Raw genomic sequence first — 18497 nt, forward strand, 5'->3', positions numbered from 1 at the left:
CATGCGGGTGTTGGTGTGGATCGCTCCGGGAACCTGGCCGGCGGCCGTGGCGGCCGCCCAGCAGCGCCCGGCGGACGATGATCTGCTGCTCGTGGCTGTCGACGACCCACAAGAGGCCTTGCCAGCGGGCGCACTGCTGGGGCTGATGGGACGCGGACGTCCGCCGGCGGGCGCTCCCGGATTGACCACGCAGGAGGCCAGGGCGCTGCTCGATCAGGCTGCTGAGGCCCTGGGCCGTCCCTGCCGCACCCAGGTGCTCAGCGGTCCGACCGAGCGGGTGATCACTGCCGCCGCTGTTGACGCCGATCGGCTGATCATCTCGAGGGACGGTGACCGCAGTCGCCTCGGGCCATCGAGCCTGGGGCATCACGCGCGATTCATCATCGACCACGCTCCATGCACGGTCGAGCTGATCTGGCCGGAGAGCATTCCAGGGCTCGGCACGATTCCGCCACTCCCGGGACGCTGAGCCCGACTCAGCGTCGCAGGAGGGCGATCCCCCGATCACTGCTGCTGGGACGGGACCATGCGCGCGATCACCTGGCACAGCAGTGCGACGGGGATGAGGATCGCCGCTCCGTTCAGGTAGTCGCGCGTCGTGAGCGACATGCCCGTACGCCGCAGCTCCTGTCGCGCGAAGACAGCGCCGGGCAGCATGACGGGCACCGCCGTGGCCACCCCCGCCGTGTACCCGCGTCGGATCACCGACGCCGCAAGATGTGTCACGACGTGCGCCTCGAGCCCCGCGACCACCGCACGGTAGAACGCGGAACGACCCTGCGTCACCACTCCGCGCTGACACGCCAGCAGGAGCACCGCACCCGCCAGGCCAACAGCGACCCAGGACTCGCGCTGATCGATGCGGAACTCCTCGATTCCGGTGTCCTCAGCCAACACGTCACAGGTTGCAGGAAACGCCAGTGCCTCCTCGACATCGTGCAGCGCCCACGCTGCGAACAACATCACCGGGCCCCTGACACTCATGACGGGAACGCTACAGGTGCTGGGATCCGTCTCCCCCGGTCGAGGCCGTGACGCGCGCGTTCAGCCGGCGCATCACGGCGGCGACCGCGTCGCGCCCCGCCCGGTTGGCGCCGACCGTCGACTGGGACGGCCCGAAGCCGATGAGATGCACCCGCGGCTCGCCGCGCACCTGGGTGCCGTCCAGCGCGATCCCGCCGATCGCGTTGCGCAGGTGAAGCGGCTCCAGGTGGCGCAGGTCAGCCTTGAAGCCGGTCGCCCACAGGATCGCGTCGAGCGCCGTGAACGACCCGTCGGCCTCGCGCACACCGTCCGGCTCGATCGAGACGAACATCGGTCGGCGCACCAGCGCGCCACGATCCCTCGCCGCCAGCGCGTACGGCGTCCAGGACAGACCGGTGTAGCTGACGACGCTGCCGGTGGGCCGGCCCGCCTCGACGTCGGCGGTGACCCGGTCGATGGTCGCCCGTCCCACGGTCTCCGGATCGAACGCGTACGGCAGGAACACCGGCTCGCGCCGGGTGTACCAGAACGTCGTCGCGACCCGGGAGAGCTCCTCCAGCAGCTGCACCGCGGTGATCCCGCCGCCGACGATCGCGACGCGGAGCCCGGCGAACTCCTCCAGCGATCCGTAGTCGCGCGCGTGCAGCTGTCGCCCGCGGAAGGTCCCGGCACCGGGGTAGACAGGCAGCACCGGGTTGTTCCAGGTGCCGGTCGCGTTGATGATCGCCCGGGTCGTCCAGGTGCTGCGGCTCCCGTCGGCGGCGACCGCATGCACCAGGAGATCGCCGTCCTCCTCGTCGTCGGCGTACGCCACACGGTCCACCGTGACGGGGCGCAGGATCGGATAGCCGCCGATCCGCTCGTAGTCGGCGAAGTAGCGGGGCACCACCTCGCGGCTGGGCTCAGCCGGGTCCATCACCGGCTGTGCCAGGCCGGGCAGGTCGAAGATCCGGTTCAGCGTCGCGACCCGCAGCGACTCCCAGCGGTGCTGCCACGCGCCGCCCGGGGCCGGGTTCGCGTCGAGCACGACATAGCTACGCGTCGCCTCGGGCCGCTCCAGGGCACTGACGAATCCGTGGCGGTGCAGGTGATATGCGGCCGACAGTCCCGCCTGGCCCGCGCCGATGACCACGACGGTGGCGGTCTGCTGGCGTACGGTCACGCCGATCCCAACCGCGGCGGCCGCGTAGATATTCCGCCGTACGACAGTAGCCCCGTTCCCCGCGACGCCGCCGTCGACGATGTGACCTGAATCTCTTTGTCGACTAGTCGTAGATCCTATAGGATCTGTCATATCCGCTGGATGCGGACGTGACCTCAGCGACGAGGAGTGGCGATGGCCTTCTTGGATCATGACCCCGAGACCTTTGCGGCCGCGGCGGCCGCGGGATTCGTGGCAGTGCACGGCGAGCTGGTCCAGCAGGTGCCCGGAGGGGTGGTCCGGGCGACCCGGAGTGCCGCCGACGAGGTGGCGGTCGTGATCGGCGGAGGCTCCGGCCACTACCCCGCGTTCGGCGGTCTGGTCGGGCCGGGCCTCGCGCACGGCGCGGTGCTCGGCAACATCTTCGCCTCCCCCAGTGCGCACCAGGTGACCGACGTCGCCCGGTGCGCGGAGCAGGGTCGCGGCGTCCTGCTCAGTTACGGCAACTACGCCGGCGACGTCCTGCAGTTCGAGGCCGGCGCCGAACGTCTGCGGCAGAGCGGCATCCCCGTACGCTCCGTGGCGGTCACCGACGACATCTCCTCCGCTCCGCCCGCCGAGGCGTCGAAGCGACGCGGGATCGCCGGTGACCTCGTCGTGTTCAAGATCGCCGGCGCCGCCGCGACGGCCGGCTACGACCTCGACGGCGTGGCCCGGGTGGCCGAAGCAGCCAACGCCGCCACCCGCTCCCTCGGGGTGGCGTTCAGCGGCTGCACGCTACCCGGCGCCGACGAGCCGCTGTTCCGGGTGCCGGCGGGCCGGATGTCGGTCGGCCTGGGCATCCACGGCGAGCCCGGCCTGGAGGACGTCGACATCCCGACCCCGCACGGCCTGGCGGAGCTGCTGGTCGGCCGGCTCCTCGCGGAGGTGCCCGGCGGCCACGACCCGCACGGCCGCCGCGTCATCGTCATCCTCAACGGGCTGGGGTCGTTCAAGTACGACGAGCTGTACGTCGTCTTCGACGAGGTGCGACGCGCCCTGGCGGCGCGCGGCATCGTGCTCGCCGACGCCCGGGTCGGGGAGTTCTGCACGAGCTTCGAGATGAGCGGGCTCTCCCTCACCCTGTGCTGGCCCGACGAGGAACTGGAGGGCCTGTGGCGTGCCCCGGCGCGATCGGCCGCCTACGTCCAGGGCAGTCCGGCCGACGACGCACTGCGTACGGTCGACCTGGCCGACCGGGCGGTGGGCGATCCCGCAGGCGCAGGCGCCACGACGCCCGCGGCGAGCGAACAGTCCCGGGCGTACGTTCCGCGGATCCTGACGGCCCTGGAGACGCTCAGCCGGACGGTCGACGAGCACGCCGACGACCTCGGCCGGATCGACGCCGTCGCCGGTGACGGGGACCACGGCCTCGGCATGCAGCGCGGGGCCCACGCCGCGGTGGCTGCGGCTCGGGCGGCCGGCGCGGCCGGAGCCGGCGCCGGCACCACCCTGCGCCGGGCGGCGGAGGGCTGGTCCGACGACGCGGGCGGCACCTCGGGGGCCCTGTGGGGTCTCATCCTGGGGGCGGTCGCCGAGGCGATCGGCGACACCGACTCCCCCACCGCCGACGCCGTCCGTCGCGGCGTCCGCGACGCCTGCGCTCGGGTCATCGAGCACGGCGGTGCCCATGTCGGGGACAAGACCATGGTCGACGCGCTGGCGCCGTTCGCCGCAGCCCTCGACGACGAACCGTCGACTCCCCTGACCACCGACTGGCCCCGGGCCGCCGAGGCCGCCCGGCGAGCCGCCGACGGGACCGCGGCGATGCTGCCGAAGCTCGGACGCGCCCGCACCCACGGCGCGAAGGCCGTCGGCACCCCCGATCCCGGCGCGGTCTCCTTCGCCCTGATCGTCACCGCCCTGGGCGAGCAGGCCCTCCGATGACCGACCGTCGGATCGTCCTCGGGACGAGCCTGAAGATGTACTTCGGCCACCAGCAGACCCTCCGGTGGGCCAGTGCCGTGGCCGACATCCTCGCCGCCTCCCCGGCGGTCGAGACCGGGCAGCTCGAGTTCTTCCTCGCCCCGGCGTTCCCTGCACTGCCGGAGACCGTACGGATCTTCGCCCCGCACCCGGTCGCCGCCCAGGACGTCGCCGCCGCCGAACCCGGAGCATTCACCGGCGAGGTGAGTGCTGCCGAGCTGGCGGAGATCGGCGTACGCCTGGTGGAGATCGGCCACGCGGAACGACGCCGACTGTTCGGCGAGACCGACGCCCAGATCGCGACGAAATGCGCGATGGCGCTCGCCCACGGCCTGACCCCGGTGCTGTGTGTCGGCGAGCCGGAGCTGGGCACCGTCGCCGAGGCCGCCCGGGTCGTCGTCGACCAGGTGGATGCCGCCCTGGCCGCACCGTTGCGCGACACCCCGGATCGCCGCGTCATCGTCGCGTACGAACCGCAGTGGGCGATCGGCGCCGCCGAACCGGCCCCCGCGGACCGGATCCGCGCGATCTGCGACCTGGTCCGCGACGAGCTGCGGGAGCGCTACTCCGATCTCGTCCTGCTCTACGGCGGCAGCGCCGGCCCCGGCACGCTGACCGGGCTCGGCGACGCCGTCGACGGGCTGTTCCTCGGCCGCTTCGTCCACGATCCCCGCAACGTCGCCCGGGTGGTCGACGAGGCCGGTCGCCTGCTCGGCTGCCCCACGCCCGCCCCCGCATCCTGACCCGCATCCTGACCCATGTCCTGACCGGCAGACCGCCGGCGGGACCAGCAGTCCCCAGAAAGGGATATCCCATGTACACCCCAGAGAATTGGCCCATCGCCTGCAAGATCAACTTCGGCCCTCGTGCCGAGGACGGCACGCCGATCGGCGAGGCCCCCGTCCGGGCCTGGGAGGACCAGCTCGCCCAGGTGGCCGGCTGCGGCTTCACCGAGATCGACCCGATGGACGACTGGATCCCGATCGCGGAGCTCTCCCCGGAGCGCTTCGCGGAGTTCCGCCGGGTGCTGGACCGCTTCGGCCTGCACGTCGCGGCGATCTCGATCGGCCGCAACAGCGTCGTTGACGTCGAGCACGGCGCGCGCAACGTCGCCACCATCCACACCACGATCGACCGGGCCGCCGACCTCGGCGCGGAGATCGTCAACATCGGCTTCCAGCAGGCGCTCACCGCCCCGCAGAAGGAGGCCCTGTGGTTCTGGCTCGCCGAGGGCCACCACGACGATCCGGCGCTGCGACCGCTGGCGATCGAGCGGGCCCGGGAGCTGGCGGACCATGCCCAGCGGCGTGGTCTGCAGATCGCCCTGGAGATGTACGAGGACACCTACCTCGGCACCCCGGAGGGCGCGGTCTCCTTCCTGAAGGACGCCGACCACCCGGCGCTCGGGATCAACCCCGACATCGGCAACCTGATCCGGCTGCACCGGCCGATGGCCAAGTACGACGTGATGTACGACCAGGTGCTGCCGTACTCGAACTACTGGCACATCAAGAACTACCTGCGCGACGAGGACCCGGCCACCGGTGCCTACTTCTCCGCGCCGGTGCCCCTCGAGTACGGCCTGATCGACTACCGCACCGTCATCCGCAAGGCGCTGCGGGCCGGTTACGCCGGTCCGTTCATGACCGAGCACTATGGCAGCGACTGGCTGGGCGTCGGCGCCACCAACGCCCGCTACATCCGCGAGGTGCTCGTCCAGGCCCGCAGCCTGATCGAGCGGGTCGCCGAGCCGGAACTGACCCCGGCCGGGGCCTAGCCGGGCGGCGTACGTCCGGCGCCCGTCGTACGTACGCCGCCCGACGTACACACCGGGGGGATGACCACCGCGGTCGACCGGCCGCGGGCACCGAGCCCGTCGCGGACGGGCCCAGCACACCATGCAGGCAAGTGGAGGAACTGATGTCAGAGCAGATCAAGAAGACCACGGTCGTCGGGGCCGGCTACATGGGCGGCGGCATCGCCCAGTCCCTCGCCATCGCCGGCTTCGACGTGACGATCGCCGACGTCGACGCGGCAGCGGCCGAAAAGGCGTACGCCCGGCTGATCGCGGAGGCACAGGAGTTCGAGGACCAGGGGCTGTACAAGCCGGGCTCGGCCGCACTCGTCGCGGCCAACATCCGCTGGTCGCCGTCCATCGAGGAGGCGGTGGCCGACGCGGACTTCGTCGAGGAGGCCGTCTTCGAGGTCGCCGACGTGAAGAAGCCCGTGCTGGAGCGGATCTCCCGGGCGGCGCGGCCGGACGCGATCATCGGCACCAACACCTCGACCATCCCGGTCCACGTGCTGGTCCCGGCCGTGGTCGGCCCGGAGCGCTTCCTCACCGTCCACTTCTCCAACCCCGCCCCGTTCATCCCTGGGGTGGAGCTGGTCGCCGGGCAGGCCACCCGGCCGGACGTGGTGGCCACGGTGAAGGACATCCTGCAGCGGTGCGGCCGCCAGGGCGCCCAGGTGGCCGACACGCCCGGCATGGTGCTCAACCGGCTGCAGTACGTGCTGCTCAAGGAGGCCTGCTCGATCGTCGAGGAGGGCATCGCCACGCCCGAGGACGTCGACACCATCGTCCGGACGACCTTCGGCTTCCGGCTCGGCTTCTTCGGGCCGTTCGCGATCGCCGACCAGGCCGGCCTGGACGTCTACGTCAACTGCTTCAAGACCTTCGAGGGGGCGTTCGGCGAACGCCTCGCCACCCCGGAGATGCTGCGCGACGCGGTCGGTGCGGAACGGCTCGGCGTGAAGAACGGTCGAGGCCTCACCGGCGACTTCGACGACGACGTCAAGGCCGCGCTCATCGCGTACCGCAACAAGGCGTACGCCAAGATGCTGGACCTCGTCCAGGAGATGGGGCCGGCGCCCGCCGGCACCAAGGTCGCGGCCAGCGTCGACTGACGGCGCACCGCCCCACCAACCACCATTACTTTGGAGGATCAACGTGGATTCATCAAAAGTGGTTATCGACGAAAGCAAACTGATCGCGCGGATCACCCGGCGGATCGTGCCGTTCGTCATGGTGCTCTACACCGTGGCGTACGTCGACCGCTCGGTCATCGGATTCGCCAAGCTGCAGATGGCGGCGGACGTCCACATCTCCGATGCGGCGTACGGCCTCGGTGCCGGGCTCTTCTTCCTGGGGTATTTCCTCTTCGAGGTGCCGTCCAACTGGGTGCTCCCGCGGGTCGGGGCGAGGAAGTGGTTCACCCGCATCCTGGTCACCTGGGGTCTCGTCACGATGGCGACGGCGCTCACCCGGAACTCGGCGTCCTTCTACACGCTGCGCTTCCTGCTCGGCGTCGCCGAGGCCGGGTTCTATCCCGGCATCCTGTTCTACCTGACCCAGTGGTATCCGCAGCGGCACCGGACGAGGGCGACCGGCACCTTCGTGCTGGCCGCACCGCTGGCCTTCCTGATCATGAGTCCGCTCGCGGGCTGGATGCTCGGGCTGGACTGGTTCGGGCTGCGGGGCTGGCACTGGATGTTCCTGCTCGCCGGCGGCGTCGCGGTCGTCGCCGGCATCCCGACCATGTTCTACCTCAAGGACACTCCGCGCGACGCCGCGTGGATCTCGCCGGCCGAGGCCCAGTGGATCGAGGACGAACTCGCCAAGGACAAGCGCGAACTCGGCCAGATCGAACACCACAATCCGTTGGCGGCATTGAAGTCGAAATATGTCTGGGGATTCGCCCTACTGTTCTTCCCGTCGACCGTCGGCGTCTACGGCCTCAGTTTCTGGGTGCCGTCGGTGGTGAAGGAATTCACCGCCAGTGACGTCACCGTCGGATGGCTGTCGGCGATTCCGTACGCTTTCGGATTCATCGGCATCCTGATCACCACCTGGTGGGCCAAGCGATACACCGAGAACTGGTATCCGTTGGCGGCCATCTTCGCCGTGTCGGCGCTCGGGATCGGCCTGGCCGGCGCCTTCCACACGCCGGGTCTGGAGCTGGCGGCCATGTCGGTCGCGGCGTTCTGCCTCTACTCCATCGCGGCTGTCTTCTGGCCGCTGCCCTCCCGCTACCTGGTGGGCGCGACGGCGGCGATCGGCATCGCTTTCGTCAACTCGTTCGGCAACATCGGCGGATTCGTCGGACCGTACGCGGTGGGCGCGATCTCCGATGCGACCGGCACGCCGCGCAACGGCATGTACTTCCTGGCCGCCGTGCTGCTGATCGGGGCGATCGGGACGCTGGTGCTGAAGGGGATCTGGGGCGGTCGCAACCCCGAACCCGTCGAGGCCGCGGTGAGCGCCCCAGCGGCGAACACTGCCCAGACGAGTGCTGCCGTCCGGTCCGATGAGGCCCCGGCCCTCTCGGAGTCGGTCATCTCGGGCGACCCGCGCAGGGCGGTCGAGTAGCCACTCCCTCGCTGAGTCGGTTGTGGGTGGGGATGACGCGGTCATCCCCACCCACACCCATGCCCGCCCGCGCCGACCGGGTCAGGCCGAGACCCGCGCCTCCAGGTTGGTCAGATGGATCCGCATCTGCTCCACCGCGCCGGCGACGTCGTGGGCGCGTACGGCCTCGAGGATGGCGAAGTGCTCCGGCACGGCGTCGCCCGCGTCGGAGACACCGATGCCGACGGTCTGACGCATCCGATGCACCCGGAACGAGAGGGCATCGACGGCCTGGGCGATGTACCGGTTGCCGCAGTGCTTGAGGATGGCCTCGTGGAAGGACCAGTCGTCCTCGAAATACCGCCGGACGTCGTCGTGGGCGGGCTGACGGTCCGGATCGAGCAGGTCACGTGCGGACCGCTCGTGGCGGGCGTACGCCTCTTCGAGATCGGGCAGCAGGGCCTCGACGTTGCGCATCGCGCGCTCGATCGCCCCGGTCTCCAGCACCAGCCTCGCGTCCGCCAGCTCGTACATCTGCTCGCGCGACATCGGCGGGGAGACCCGATAGCCCCGGCGCACCGTACGGCGGACCAGCCCGGTCGGTTCCAGCCGGGCCAGCGCCTCGCGGACGGGTGTCGGTGAGACGCCGAGGGACTGCGCCAGACCGTCGATCGACAGCGGGGCACCCGGCTCGAGCGCTCCCCAGGTGAGCATGTCGAGCAACGCGTCGTAGACGTCGTCGGGGAGGGCTTTCGCTCGGATCGGACCCAGCAGCGGGGCGGCGGCGACTTCCTCCGATTCCTTCACACAGAGAGTTTAACCGCCGGCGCCGGCGACGCCCGGATTGCGGCGATTGATGGAATTACCCGCCGCATTCTGCATTTCCAGGTTATGGCACACTCGGGGGCTTGCCGCAAGGCCCAGGGGGCGGCGCACAATCGGTCACCTCGAGGCACATCACCACAGGGAATGGACCCCATGACCCCCCAGACTTCTCCGATCCCTGACAGCACGCACCCGACGTCCGACGGGACCCGTACGATCTTCGATCTTCCCGAGCGGCTGGCGGCCAAGGCCGACCCGGCGCTGATCGCCCAGGACGAGCGGCACTTCGCCACCGTGGCGCGGGCCCTCGACCGGCAGATCGCCGGACTGGAGGACCGCCTCGCCACGCTGCGCCGGGCCCCCGGCGGCCGCGGCCGCCAGGCACTGGACCGGGACCTGGAGATCCATCGGCTGTCGGCACGACTGCGGGTGCTGCAACGCTTCGGCCTGGACATCTGCCTGGGCCGGATGGTCGGCTCCGGCGACGGCGAGCCGGTGTACGTGGGACGACTCGGCCTCCTCGACGCCGAGGGCGAGCCGCTGCTCATCGACTGGCGGGCACCGGCCGCCGAGCCCTTCTTCGCGGCCACCCATGGCACCCCGATGGGGCTGGTCAGCCGCCGGCGGTACCGCTGGAGCCACGGCCGGGTGATCGACTACTGGGACGAGGTGTTCGCCCTGGAGGGGCTGGCGGGGCGGGCAGCGCTCGACGACCAGTCGGCGTTCATCGCCGGCCTGGGCGCCCGTCGGACGGCGCGGATGCGGGACGTGCTGGCCACCCTGCAGGCCGACCAGGACGCCGTCATCCGCGCCGGCTCCGACGGGGCGCTGGTGGTCGACGGCGGTCCCGGCACCGGCAAGACCGTCGTGGCGCTGCACCGTGCGGCGTACCTGCTCTACGCCGATCCGCGGCTGGGCGGTCACCGTGGCGGAGTGTTGTTCGTCGGCCCGCACCAGCCCTACCTGGACTACGTGGCCGACGTACTGCCCGATCTCGGCGAGGACGGCGTACGGACCTGCACCCTGCGCGACCTGGTGCCCGAGGGCGCCACCGCGGCACCGGAGACCGATCCCGAGGTCGCCCGGCTGAAGTCCTCCGCACGGATGACGGCGGCGGTCGAGCCCGCGGTGCGACTGTACGAGGAACCGCCCACCGCGCCGATGACGGTGGAGACCGACTGGTCCGACATCCGGCTCAGCCCGGCCGACTGGGCCGAGGCCTTCGAGGCCCCCGATCCTGGCACCCCGCACAACGAGGCCCGCGACGAGGTCTGGGACGCCCTGCTGGACATCCTGGTCGACACCGTCGAGGACGTCGATGTGCCCGCGGAGGCGCTACGCCGCTCGCTGCTGCGCAACGAGGAGCTGCGCAGCACCTTCCGCCGGGCCTGGCCCATCCTGCGGCCGACCGATCTGGTCGCCGACCTGTGGGCGGTGCCGGCCTATCTGCGCCGGTGCGCGCCATGGCTGGGCCCGGAGGAGCTGCGCCGGCTGAGGCGCCCGGAAGGGGCGCCGTGGACGGTGGCCGACCTGCCGCTGCTGGACGCGATGCGGCAGCGGCTCGGTGATCCGGAGACCTCGCAGCGGCGACAGCAGCGCGAGGCCGCGCTGGCCGAGGACCGTGCGTACATGGACCGGGTCGTCGAGTACTTCCTGGGAGCGGACGACGACCCGGAGAGTTCGCTCGACCTGCTGCGCCGCGACAGCATCCGACAGTCCCTGGTGCACGACGACCGGGTGCCGGACGAGGGGGCCGATCCGCTGGCCGGCCCGTTCGCCCACATCGTGGTCGACGAGGCGCAGGAGCTCACCGACGCGGAATGGCAGATGGTGCTGCGCCGCTGTCCGTCGCGCAGTGTCACGATCGTCGGCGATCGTACGCAGGCCCGGCACGGTTTTCCCGAATCGTGGCAGGAGCGACTGGCGCGGGTGGGGTTCGACGTCGTCCGCCGAGCCACCCTGACGATCAACTACCGGACGCCGGAGGAGGTGATGGCGGCGGCCGAGCCGGTGATCCGGGCGGTGCTGCCGCAGGCCGACGTGCCCGTCTCCATCCGTCGCGGCGGCGTCCCGGTACGGTACGGCGCGGTCGCGGAGCGGGACGCGATCCTCGCCGAGTGGCTCGCCGAGCACGAGGAGGGCGTCGCCTGCGTGGTCGGCGACCCGACGTTCCGGGCCAGCGACCGGATCCGGTCGCTGGCTCCCGACCGGGTGAAGGGCCTGGAGTTCGACCTTGTAGTGCTGATCGATCCGGACCGCTTCGGCGCCGGCATCGAGGGTGCGGTCGATCGCTATGTCGCGATGACCCGGACGACCCGACAGCTCGTCGTCCTCACCGGCCCAGGGCCGGCCTGAACCTGCGCCGGCCCGGTCCGATGGACCGGGCCGGCGCAGGTGGGACAGGGTCGGCCGCGGGGGCCGGGTGGATCAGCTCTCGGCGTCCGCCGGCTCCATCGCCTGCTTGCTCAGGGTGTGCACCCAGCGGTACAGGCCGACGGTGAGGACGACGAAGACGATCAGACCGAGCCAGGTGGCGACGCCCGCGAAGCCGTCCGGCATGAACGCCAACGGAGAATCCTTGCCGGTGGCGCCGACGATGCCTGCGAACACGACGCCGAACAGGCTCTCGCCGACGATCAGGCCGGTCGCCATCAGCACGCCGAGACGCTTGGTGCGCTCCGGCTTGTCCGTACGGGCCGCATACCGGTCGTAGACCAGGCCGATGATCGCGCCGATCGGGATCATCAGGGTGAGGTCGATCGGCAGGTAGATGCCCATGCCGACGGCCAGCGGCGGCAGGTGCAGGTGTTCGGTGGTCCGGCCGAGCACCTCGTCGATGAGGATGACGACGACACCGATCACCGCACCGATGCCGATCAGGCGCCAGTCCAGCGACCCACCGAAGACGCCCTGCGCCAGCGAGGAGATCAGCGAGGCCTGCGGCGCGGCGAGGGCGTCCGGACCGGCACCCGGGGCGCCGGCGAAGCCGAAGCCGGTCTGCATCAGCTGCAGCACCGGCGGGATGACCAACGAGCCGAAGACGACGCCGATGATCAGGGCGACCTGCTGCTTCCACGGGGTGGATTCGACGAGCTGGCCGGTCTTGAGGTCCTGCAGGTTGTCGTTGGAGATCGTCGCGACACCGAACACGACCGCCGCCGTGAACAGCGTGTACGCGACCAGCACCGGCACCTGCGAGGGGTCGCTGCCGTGGACGGCCTTGATGAGCAGGGCGATGGTGAGGATGATCAGGATGCCGACACCGGAGATCGGGCTGTTCGAGGCGCCGATCAGACCGGCCATGTAGCCGCAGACGGAGGCGACGGCCAGACCGATGAGCAGCACGTAGACGACGCTGATGATGACCAGGCCGGCGGCGCTGGAGGCCAGCGGGGTGCCCCGGACGAAGAGCCACAGCAGCAGGCCGATCGGGATCATCGACGCCACGGTGACGCCGGCGACGACGGTGATCGGCAGGTCGCGCTCGGTGCGGTCGAGGCGGGCGCCGCTGCGCCGCTGGCGGGTGCTCGCGACGGCGTCGGCGATCCCCCGGACGATGGGACCGATGATCTTGATCAGCGTCCAGACCGCCGCGACGGCGATGGTGCCGGCACCGATGAACCGTACGTCGTGGGAGAACACACCCTGCAGGGTCTCGGCGATGCCGCCGCTGCCGGGCAGCTGACCAGCCGAGTAGATCGGCAGCAGCACCCCGTACGCGATCAGCATGCCGACGATCATCGCGACACCGACGGTGATGCCGACGAGGTGGCCGACGCCGATCAGGGCCATCGACAGGCTGGCACCGACGATGGTGCCGCCGCTGCCGATCCGGAAGGCGGTCGCGACGCTGTTGCTGATGACCTTGAACGCGGAGACCAGGGAGAAGGCTGCGGCGCTCACGGCGCCGACGATGATCACCTTCAGGCCACGCTTGTTCTCCTCCGCGCCTTCGGTGGTGTCACCGACCCGCAGCACCTCCGCGGCGGCGACGCCTTCGGGGTAGGGCAGGTCGGAGCCGGTGACCAGCGCCCGCCGCAGCGGGATGGAGTACATCACGCCGAGGATGCCGCCCAGCGCGCACAGCGCGGCGGTCGTCCAGTACGGGAAGCCGCTCCACCAGCCGACGATGATCAGGCCGGGCAGGACGAAGATGATCGCCGACAGGGTTCCGGCCGCCGACGCGATCGTCTGAACGATGTTGTTCTCACGGATCGAGTGGTTGCGGAAGTAGCGCAGGATCGCCATCGAGATGACAGCCGCCGGGATCGACGTGGCGAACGTCAGACCGACCTTGAGGCCGAGGTAGACGTTCGCCGCCGTGAACACCAGCGTGATGAGGCCACCGATGATGACCCCGCGCACGGTGAGTTCCCGCACGGAAGTGTGCTGGGAGGTTGTTGTGGTGGACAAGGGGGGCACCTGTTCTTTCGTGAACGACAAGACGGATCGCCATCCCGGTGACATCGACACAACACACGGTGATCCGGGCACGCGATCGGACGCAACCGTCCCTGCCCACGACTGAGGCCCGTCGCGGCCGGATCTCTCCTGCCGGGGTGGGGCAGGACCCGATCGTTCCCGCCCGGGTGGGGCGAGACCGATGATCGACACACGACGACGGTGACGAGCGGAAAGGCATCGGTGCGGTTCTGCGCGCGTTACGGGGCACGACTCCGTCGCCCCGACGATACTCCCGCGCTACGGAGCCGCCTGGCCCGGGTCTCCCCGAGCCCGCGTCGCCTGCCGCGCGATGGACGACCGGCGCTCTCAGAGGCTGCGACCTCAGGCGGCCTCGACACCCAGATAGGTCCGGCGGACCCGGTCGTCGGCCAGCAGCGCAGCGCCGGTGTCGGCGAAGGCGACCGACCCGACCTCCAGCACATAGCCCTGGTCGGCCAGGGCGAGGGCGGCCCGGGCATTCTGCTCGACCAGCAGGATGGTCGTCCCGGTCGCCTTCAGCTCGGCGATCGTCCGCATGATCGTCCGGGTCATGATCGGCGACAGCCCCATCGACGGCTCGTCCAGCATCAACAGCCGCGGGCGACTCATCAGTGCCCGGCCGATCGCCAGCATCTGCTGCTCCCCGCCGGAGAACAACCCGGCGGCCTGCTGGCGGCGCTCCCCCAGCACCGGGAACAGCGAGTAGACCTTGTCGATGTCGGCCCGGACGCCCGCCGGATCCCGCCGGGTGTAGGCACCGAGCATCAGATTGTCCTCGACGCTCATCCGCGCGAAGAGCCGGCGGCCCTCCGGTGACTGGGCGATCCCCAGCTGCACGACGCGGTGGGCCGGGAGGTTGTCGATCCGCCGCCCCTGGAAGGTGATCGAGCCGCTGACGGGCCTGATCAGTCCCGAGACCGTACGCAGCGTGGTGGTCTTGCCGGCTCCGTTGGTCCCGAGCAGGCAGACGATCTGGCCCTCGTCGACCGCGAAGGAGATGCCCTTGACCGCTTCGACCCGACCGTACGCCACCACCAGATCCTTGACCTCAAGCACGGTCGTCCTCCTCCGTCTCGCCCTCGTCCACCGGGGCACCGATGTAGGCCTCGATCACCCGCGGATCGTTCTGCACGGTCGCCGGGTCACCCGCCACCAGCACCTGACCGCGGACCAGACAGGTGACCCGGTCACACAGGCTGAAGATGAACCGCATGTCGTGCTCGATCACCAGGATCGCCAGCCCGAGCCCCCGGATCCGGGTGATCAGCGCCTCGGCGTCACGGGTCTCCTGCGGATTCATCCCGGCAGTCGGTTCATCCAGCAGCAGCAACCGGGGATCCGTCGCCAGGGCGCGGGCGATCTCCAGGCGCCGCTGGTCGCCGTACGGCAGGTTGCGGGCCAGCGTGTCGGCCGAGCCCTCCAGCCCGACGAACTCCAGCCACCTCAGCGCGTGCTCGCGGGTCTCGGCCTCCTCGCGGCGGTGCCGGGGCAGCCGCAGCACCGCCTCCAGCGCGTTGGTCCGGGTCCGGCAGTAGCGGCCGACCATCACGTTCTCCAGCGCCGTCATGTTCTGGAACAGCCGGATGTTCTGGAACGTACGCGCCACGCCGGCCACCGCCACCCGGCGGGGCCTCGGCGGGAGCAGCTCGCCGGCGAAGCGGACCTCGCCGGAGGTCGGCCGGTACATCCCGGTCAGACAGTTGAAGAAGGTCGTCTTGCCGGCCCCGTTGGGGCCGATCAGCCCCATGATCTCGCCGGTGTGCACGGTCAGGTCGACCCTGTCGACGGCGGTCAGGCCGCCGAACTGCATGGTCACCTGCCGGGCCTCCAGCAAGGGGACACTATCGGTGGGGCGGGCTCCACCACCGGCGGGGCCGGCCGGGTCGGCGGCGGTCGTCATCGATGCTGGGGTCATCGGTGCTGGGGTCATCGGTGCTGGGGTCATCGGTGCTGGGGTCATCGGTGCTCCTTGCTCGCGGCGGCGGCACGAGCCGGGACGGCCTGGGCGCCGGCCAGGGACGGCACGACGTGCTGTTCGACGTTCTCGCCGATCTCCTCGGCAAGTTCCTCGTCCTCGTCGTGGAACTCCAGTTGGCGCCGTTCGTCCGGCATCAACCCCTCGGGCCGGATCCGCATCATCACGACGAGCAGGATGCCGAACATCAGCAGCCGGTAGTCCTGGAAGAACCGCAGCTTCTCCGGCAGCAGCTTCAGGATCGAGGCACCGAGGAGGACACCACCGACGGTGCCCATGCCACCGAGTACGATCCCGGCGACGAGGAAGGCCGACTCCATGAAGACGTACTGGTCGGGGGTGACCGAGACGTCCTGGTGCGCCTTGACCGCCCCGGCCACCCCCGCGAGGAAGGCGCCGCCGGCGAAGGCGAGCAGCTTCAGGCCGAACACGTTGACGCCCATCGCCTCGGCGGCCCGCTCGTCCTCGCGGATGGCGACCCAGCCACGACCGATCCGGGAATGGTTGAGGTTGGTGAAGACCAGGATGATCAGGCCGATCACCAGCAGCATCAGCCAGTAGTAGTTGGAGAACCGGCCGATCGTCACCCCGAGGATGGCGTGCGGCCGGCCGAAGTCGAAGCCGAGCAGCGACAGGTTCGGGATGCCGGGGATGCCGTTCGAGCCGTGGGTCAGGTTCGGGCCGTCCTGGCCGTCGAGGTTGTTCATGGTGATCCGGAAGATCTCACCGAAGGCCAGCGTGACGATCGCCAGGTAGTCACCGGAGACCCGCAACGTCGGGGAGCCGATGATCAGGCCCAGGGTCGCCGAGATCGCACCGGAGATCAGCACCACGACAAGGAACGGCGGATGCCAGTCGATCGTCGCGAAGGCGGAGGTCGACAGCGTCGCCGCGGTGAACGCGCCGGCGCCGAGGAAGGCGATGTAGCCGAGGTCGAGCAGCCCGGCGAGGCCCACGACGATGTTGAGACCCATCGCGGTGGCGGCGAAGATCAGCACCTGGGACGCGATCGACATGTTGGCGTCCGAGCCGTTCTGGGTGAACGGGAAGGCGAACGCCACGACGAAGGCCGACAGGACGAGCACCCGACGGTTCTGCGCGGCGGCGGTGCCGAGCCAGCCGAGAATCCCACTGCGGTGGGCGACGTAGACCGCCGAGCCGAGGAAGACGGCGAAGGCGATGAACGACCCACCGTCGTCCTGTCCCAGACCGTACGCCGCCGCGAACAGCACGCCGGCCATCGCCGCCACGATCCCGAGGATCTGCAGCCAGCGTGGCGCCCGCACCCACTGCAGGGTCGGGGTGACGCCCTTCGGCAGGGTGAGGGTGCCGGCGAGCGCGAGGACCGCGCCGGCGAACGCCAGCCAGCCGCCGGGGTCGACATTGACCAGGCCGCCGAGTTCGAGGGCGATGGCGGCCAGGATCACCGCCAGGTAGGCGGTGGCGCCGATGGCCGCGGCCAGGGCGCCGCGGTTCCAGTTCACCCGGTCCTGCTTGCGGCCGTGCAGGAAGCGCCGCGCGGGGAACGGGGCGAGCAGCAGCACCAGCAGCACGACACCGCCGAGCAGCGCGAAGAACTGCAGCCCAGAGGGCCCACCGGTGTAGGTCATGTCGTCCAGAGCTTCGTGGCCGTACGCCCAGGACAGGTAGGGAGTGCCGATCAGCAGCAGGGCCCCGACGACGGCGGCGACCCGCCCGGCCGGCGCGAACCGGGACCAGCGCTCGGGCGTCGAGTCGGGGGCGGCGCCAGGGGCACCGGCGGCGGAGGTCAGGGTGTCGGTGGTGGTGCTCATGCCCGATCCACCACCTTCGCGCCGAGCAGGCCCTGCGGTCGGAAGACCAGCACCAGGATCAGGATGGCGAAGGCCCAGACGTCCTTCCAGGCCGAGCCGCCGAACTGGCCGGGGATGAAGGTGGTGGCCATCGATTCGGCGACACCGAGCACCAGCCCACCGACGACCGCGCCGTTGATGTTGCCGATGCCGCCGAGCACGGCCGCGGTGAAGGCCTTCATGCCGGCCATGAAGCCCATCTGGAAGTCGATGGCGTTGTAGCGCAGCCCGTGGGCGACGCCGGCGATGGCGGCGAGCACCGCGCCGAGGCCGAAAGCGGTGACGATCGCCCGGTCGACGTCGATGCCCATCAGCCGGGCGGTGTCGGGGTCCTGGCTGGTCGCCTGCATGGCCCGGCCGATCGCCGTACGGTTCACGAAGAACCACAGGAAGGCAGTGCAGACGGCGAGGGCGACGAGGGTGAAGATGGCCGAGTTGGGCACCAGCACGTCCCCGAGCTTCGTGGAGCTGCCGGAGATGCCGCGTACGGTCGGGAAGGCGACGTTCTGCCGCGAGTCGGGGAAGCCGGGGATCCGGCCGAAGAACAGCCGGACGATCTCCTGCAGGCCGATCGAGATGCCGATCGCGGTGATCAGTGGCGCCAGCCGTGGAGCGCCGCGCAGCGGGCGGTAGGCGAGGCGTTCCATCGTCAGCGCGATGGTCACCGACACCACGACCCCGCCGAGGACCATCAGCGGCAGCACCACCCCGAGGGCCTCACCGAGGGAGAGGTCGGTCGGGCGCCCCAGCACGACCCAGGTGGTGTAGGCGCCGAACGCGCCGACCATGAAGATCTCGCCGTGGGCGAAGTTGATCAGCTGGACGATGCCGTAGACGACGGTGTAGCCGACCGCGATGAGCGCGTAGAGAGCGCCCAGGGACAGCCCGTTGACGAGTTGTTGGAGGAAGAGATCCATCATGTGCCTTCCCGGCGGCCGTGGGTGGGCCTGCCGTGCCGTCCGCCCGCTCGGCCGGGGCGGAGGG

15 protein-coding genes are annotated in these 18497 nt (G+C 70.6%); 7 read left to right on the forward strand and 8 right to left on the reverse strand.

The genetic code is table 11. The features are described from left to right. Nucleotide 1: 1 nt before the first annotated feature. Nucleotides 2-469 (forward strand): universal stress protein, encoded by a 468-nt coding sequence (locus R0146_RS02105; RefSeq protein WP_317691212.1) that lies wholly within the window; start codon nt 2-4, stop codon nt 467-469. Between the two features lie 35 nt (nt 470-504). On the opposite strand, the gene R0146_RS02110 is transcribed toward R0146_RS02105, so the two are convergent. Next, nucleotides 505-963, reverse strand: coding sequence for an HXXEE domain-containing protein (locus R0146_RS02110; RefSeq protein WP_317691213.1), 459 nt, complete (start codon nt 961-963; stop codon nt 505-507). A 31-nt stretch (nt 964-994) separates the two neighbouring features. Continuing rightward, the gene (locus tag R0146_RS02115; RefSeq protein ID WP_317691214.1) at nt 995-2146 is read right to left on the reverse strand and encodes an FAD-dependent oxidoreductase; all 1152 of its coding nucleotides are present in this window, start codon (nt 2144-2146) and stop codon (nt 995-997) included. Between the two features lie 174 nt (nt 2147-2320). Between R0146_RS02115 and R0146_RS02120 the strand changes: the two genes are divergently transcribed. From R0146_RS02120 to R0146_RS02140, 5 genes are all read left to right on the forward strand, one after another. Further along, complete coding sequence (locus R0146_RS02120) at nt 2321-4051, forward strand: dihydroxyacetone kinase family protein (RefSeq protein ID WP_317691215.1); 1731 nt, start codon at nt 2321-2323, stop codon at nt 4049-4051. Further along, entirely contained in the window at nt 4048-4833 is a 786-nt protein-coding gene (locus R0146_RS02125; RefSeq protein ID WP_317691216.1) for a triose-phosphate isomerase family protein, read from the forward strand. Before R0146_RS02120 ends, R0146_RS02125 begins: the two co-directional genes overlap by 4 nt. Before the next feature lie 71 nt (nt 4834-4904). Beyond that, nucleotides 4905-5867, forward strand: coding sequence for a sugar phosphate isomerase/epimerase family protein (locus R0146_RS02130; protein ID WP_317691217.1), 963 nt, complete (start codon nt 4905-4907; stop codon nt 5865-5867). Nucleotides 5868-6010: 143 nt separating this feature from the next. Next, the gene (locus R0146_RS02135) at nt 6011-6997 is read left to right on the forward strand and encodes a 3-hydroxyacyl-CoA dehydrogenase family protein (protein ID WP_317691218.1); all 987 of its coding nucleotides are present in this window, start codon (nt 6011-6013) and stop codon (nt 6995-6997) included. Between the two features lie 58 nt (nt 6998-7055). After that, nucleotides 7056-8459: an MFS transporter gene (locus R0146_RS02140; protein WP_317691219.1), complete on the forward strand. Its 1404-nt coding sequence runs from the start codon at nt 7056-7058 to the stop codon at nt 8457-8459. A gap of 81 nt (nt 8460-8540) precedes the next feature. Here the strand turns inward: R0146_RS02140 and R0146_RS02145 are convergent, their stop codons facing one another. Beyond that, nucleotides 8541-9245, reverse strand: a complete 705-nt coding sequence (locus R0146_RS02145) for a GntR family transcriptional regulator (RefSeq protein ID WP_317691220.1) — start codon at nt 9243-9245, stop codon at nt 8541-8543. A 171-nt stretch (nt 9246-9416) separates the two neighbouring features. Between R0146_RS02145 and helR the strand changes: the two genes are divergently transcribed. Next, nucleotides 9417-11618 (forward strand): RNA polymerase recycling motor ATPase HelR, encoded by a 2202-nt coding sequence (gene helR, locus R0146_RS02150; RefSeq protein WP_317691221.1) that lies wholly within the window; start codon nt 9417-9419, stop codon nt 11616-11618. Between the two features lie 72 nt (nt 11619-11690). Here the strand turns inward: helR and R0146_RS02155 are convergent, their stop codons facing one another. The 5 genes from R0146_RS02155 to R0146_RS02175 all read right to left on the reverse strand — a co-directional run bounded on the left by R0146_RS02155 (nt 11691) and on the right by R0146_RS02175 (nt 18433). Further along, nucleotides 11691-13730, reverse strand: a complete 2040-nt coding sequence (locus R0146_RS02155; RefSeq protein WP_411567167.1) for an OPT family oligopeptide transporter — start codon at nt 13728-13730, stop codon at nt 11691-11693. Between the two features lie 318 nt (nt 13731-14048). Next, nucleotides 14049-14762, reverse strand: a complete 714-nt coding sequence (locus R0146_RS02160; protein WP_317691223.1) for an ABC transporter ATP-binding protein — start codon at nt 14760-14762, stop codon at nt 14049-14051. Next, the gene (locus tag R0146_RS02165; RefSeq protein ID WP_317691224.1) at nt 14755-15666 is read right to left on the reverse strand and encodes an ABC transporter ATP-binding protein; all 912 of its coding nucleotides are present in this window, start codon (nt 15664-15666) and stop codon (nt 14755-14757) included. Before R0146_RS02165 ends, R0146_RS02160 begins: the two co-directional genes overlap by 8 nt. Then, the gene (locus tag R0146_RS02170) at nt 15663-17474 is read right to left on the reverse strand and encodes a branched-chain amino acid ABC transporter permease (RefSeq protein WP_317691225.1); all 1812 of its coding nucleotides are present in this window, start codon (nt 17472-17474) and stop codon (nt 15663-15665) included. Before R0146_RS02170 ends, R0146_RS02165 begins: the two co-directional genes overlap by 4 nt. Next, nucleotides 17471-18433 (reverse strand): branched-chain amino acid ABC transporter permease, encoded by a 963-nt coding sequence (locus R0146_RS02175; RefSeq protein WP_317691226.1) that lies wholly within the window; start codon nt 18431-18433, stop codon nt 17471-17473. The genes R0146_RS02170 and R0146_RS02175 overlap by 4 nt, the downstream gene beginning before the upstream one ends. Between the last annotated feature and the right edge of the window lie 64 nt (nt 18434-18497).

This window comes from Raineyella sp. LH-20 (assembly GCF_033110965.1).
Lineage (GTDB): Bacteria > Actinomycetota > Actinomycetes > Propionibacteriales > Propionibacteriaceae > Raineyella.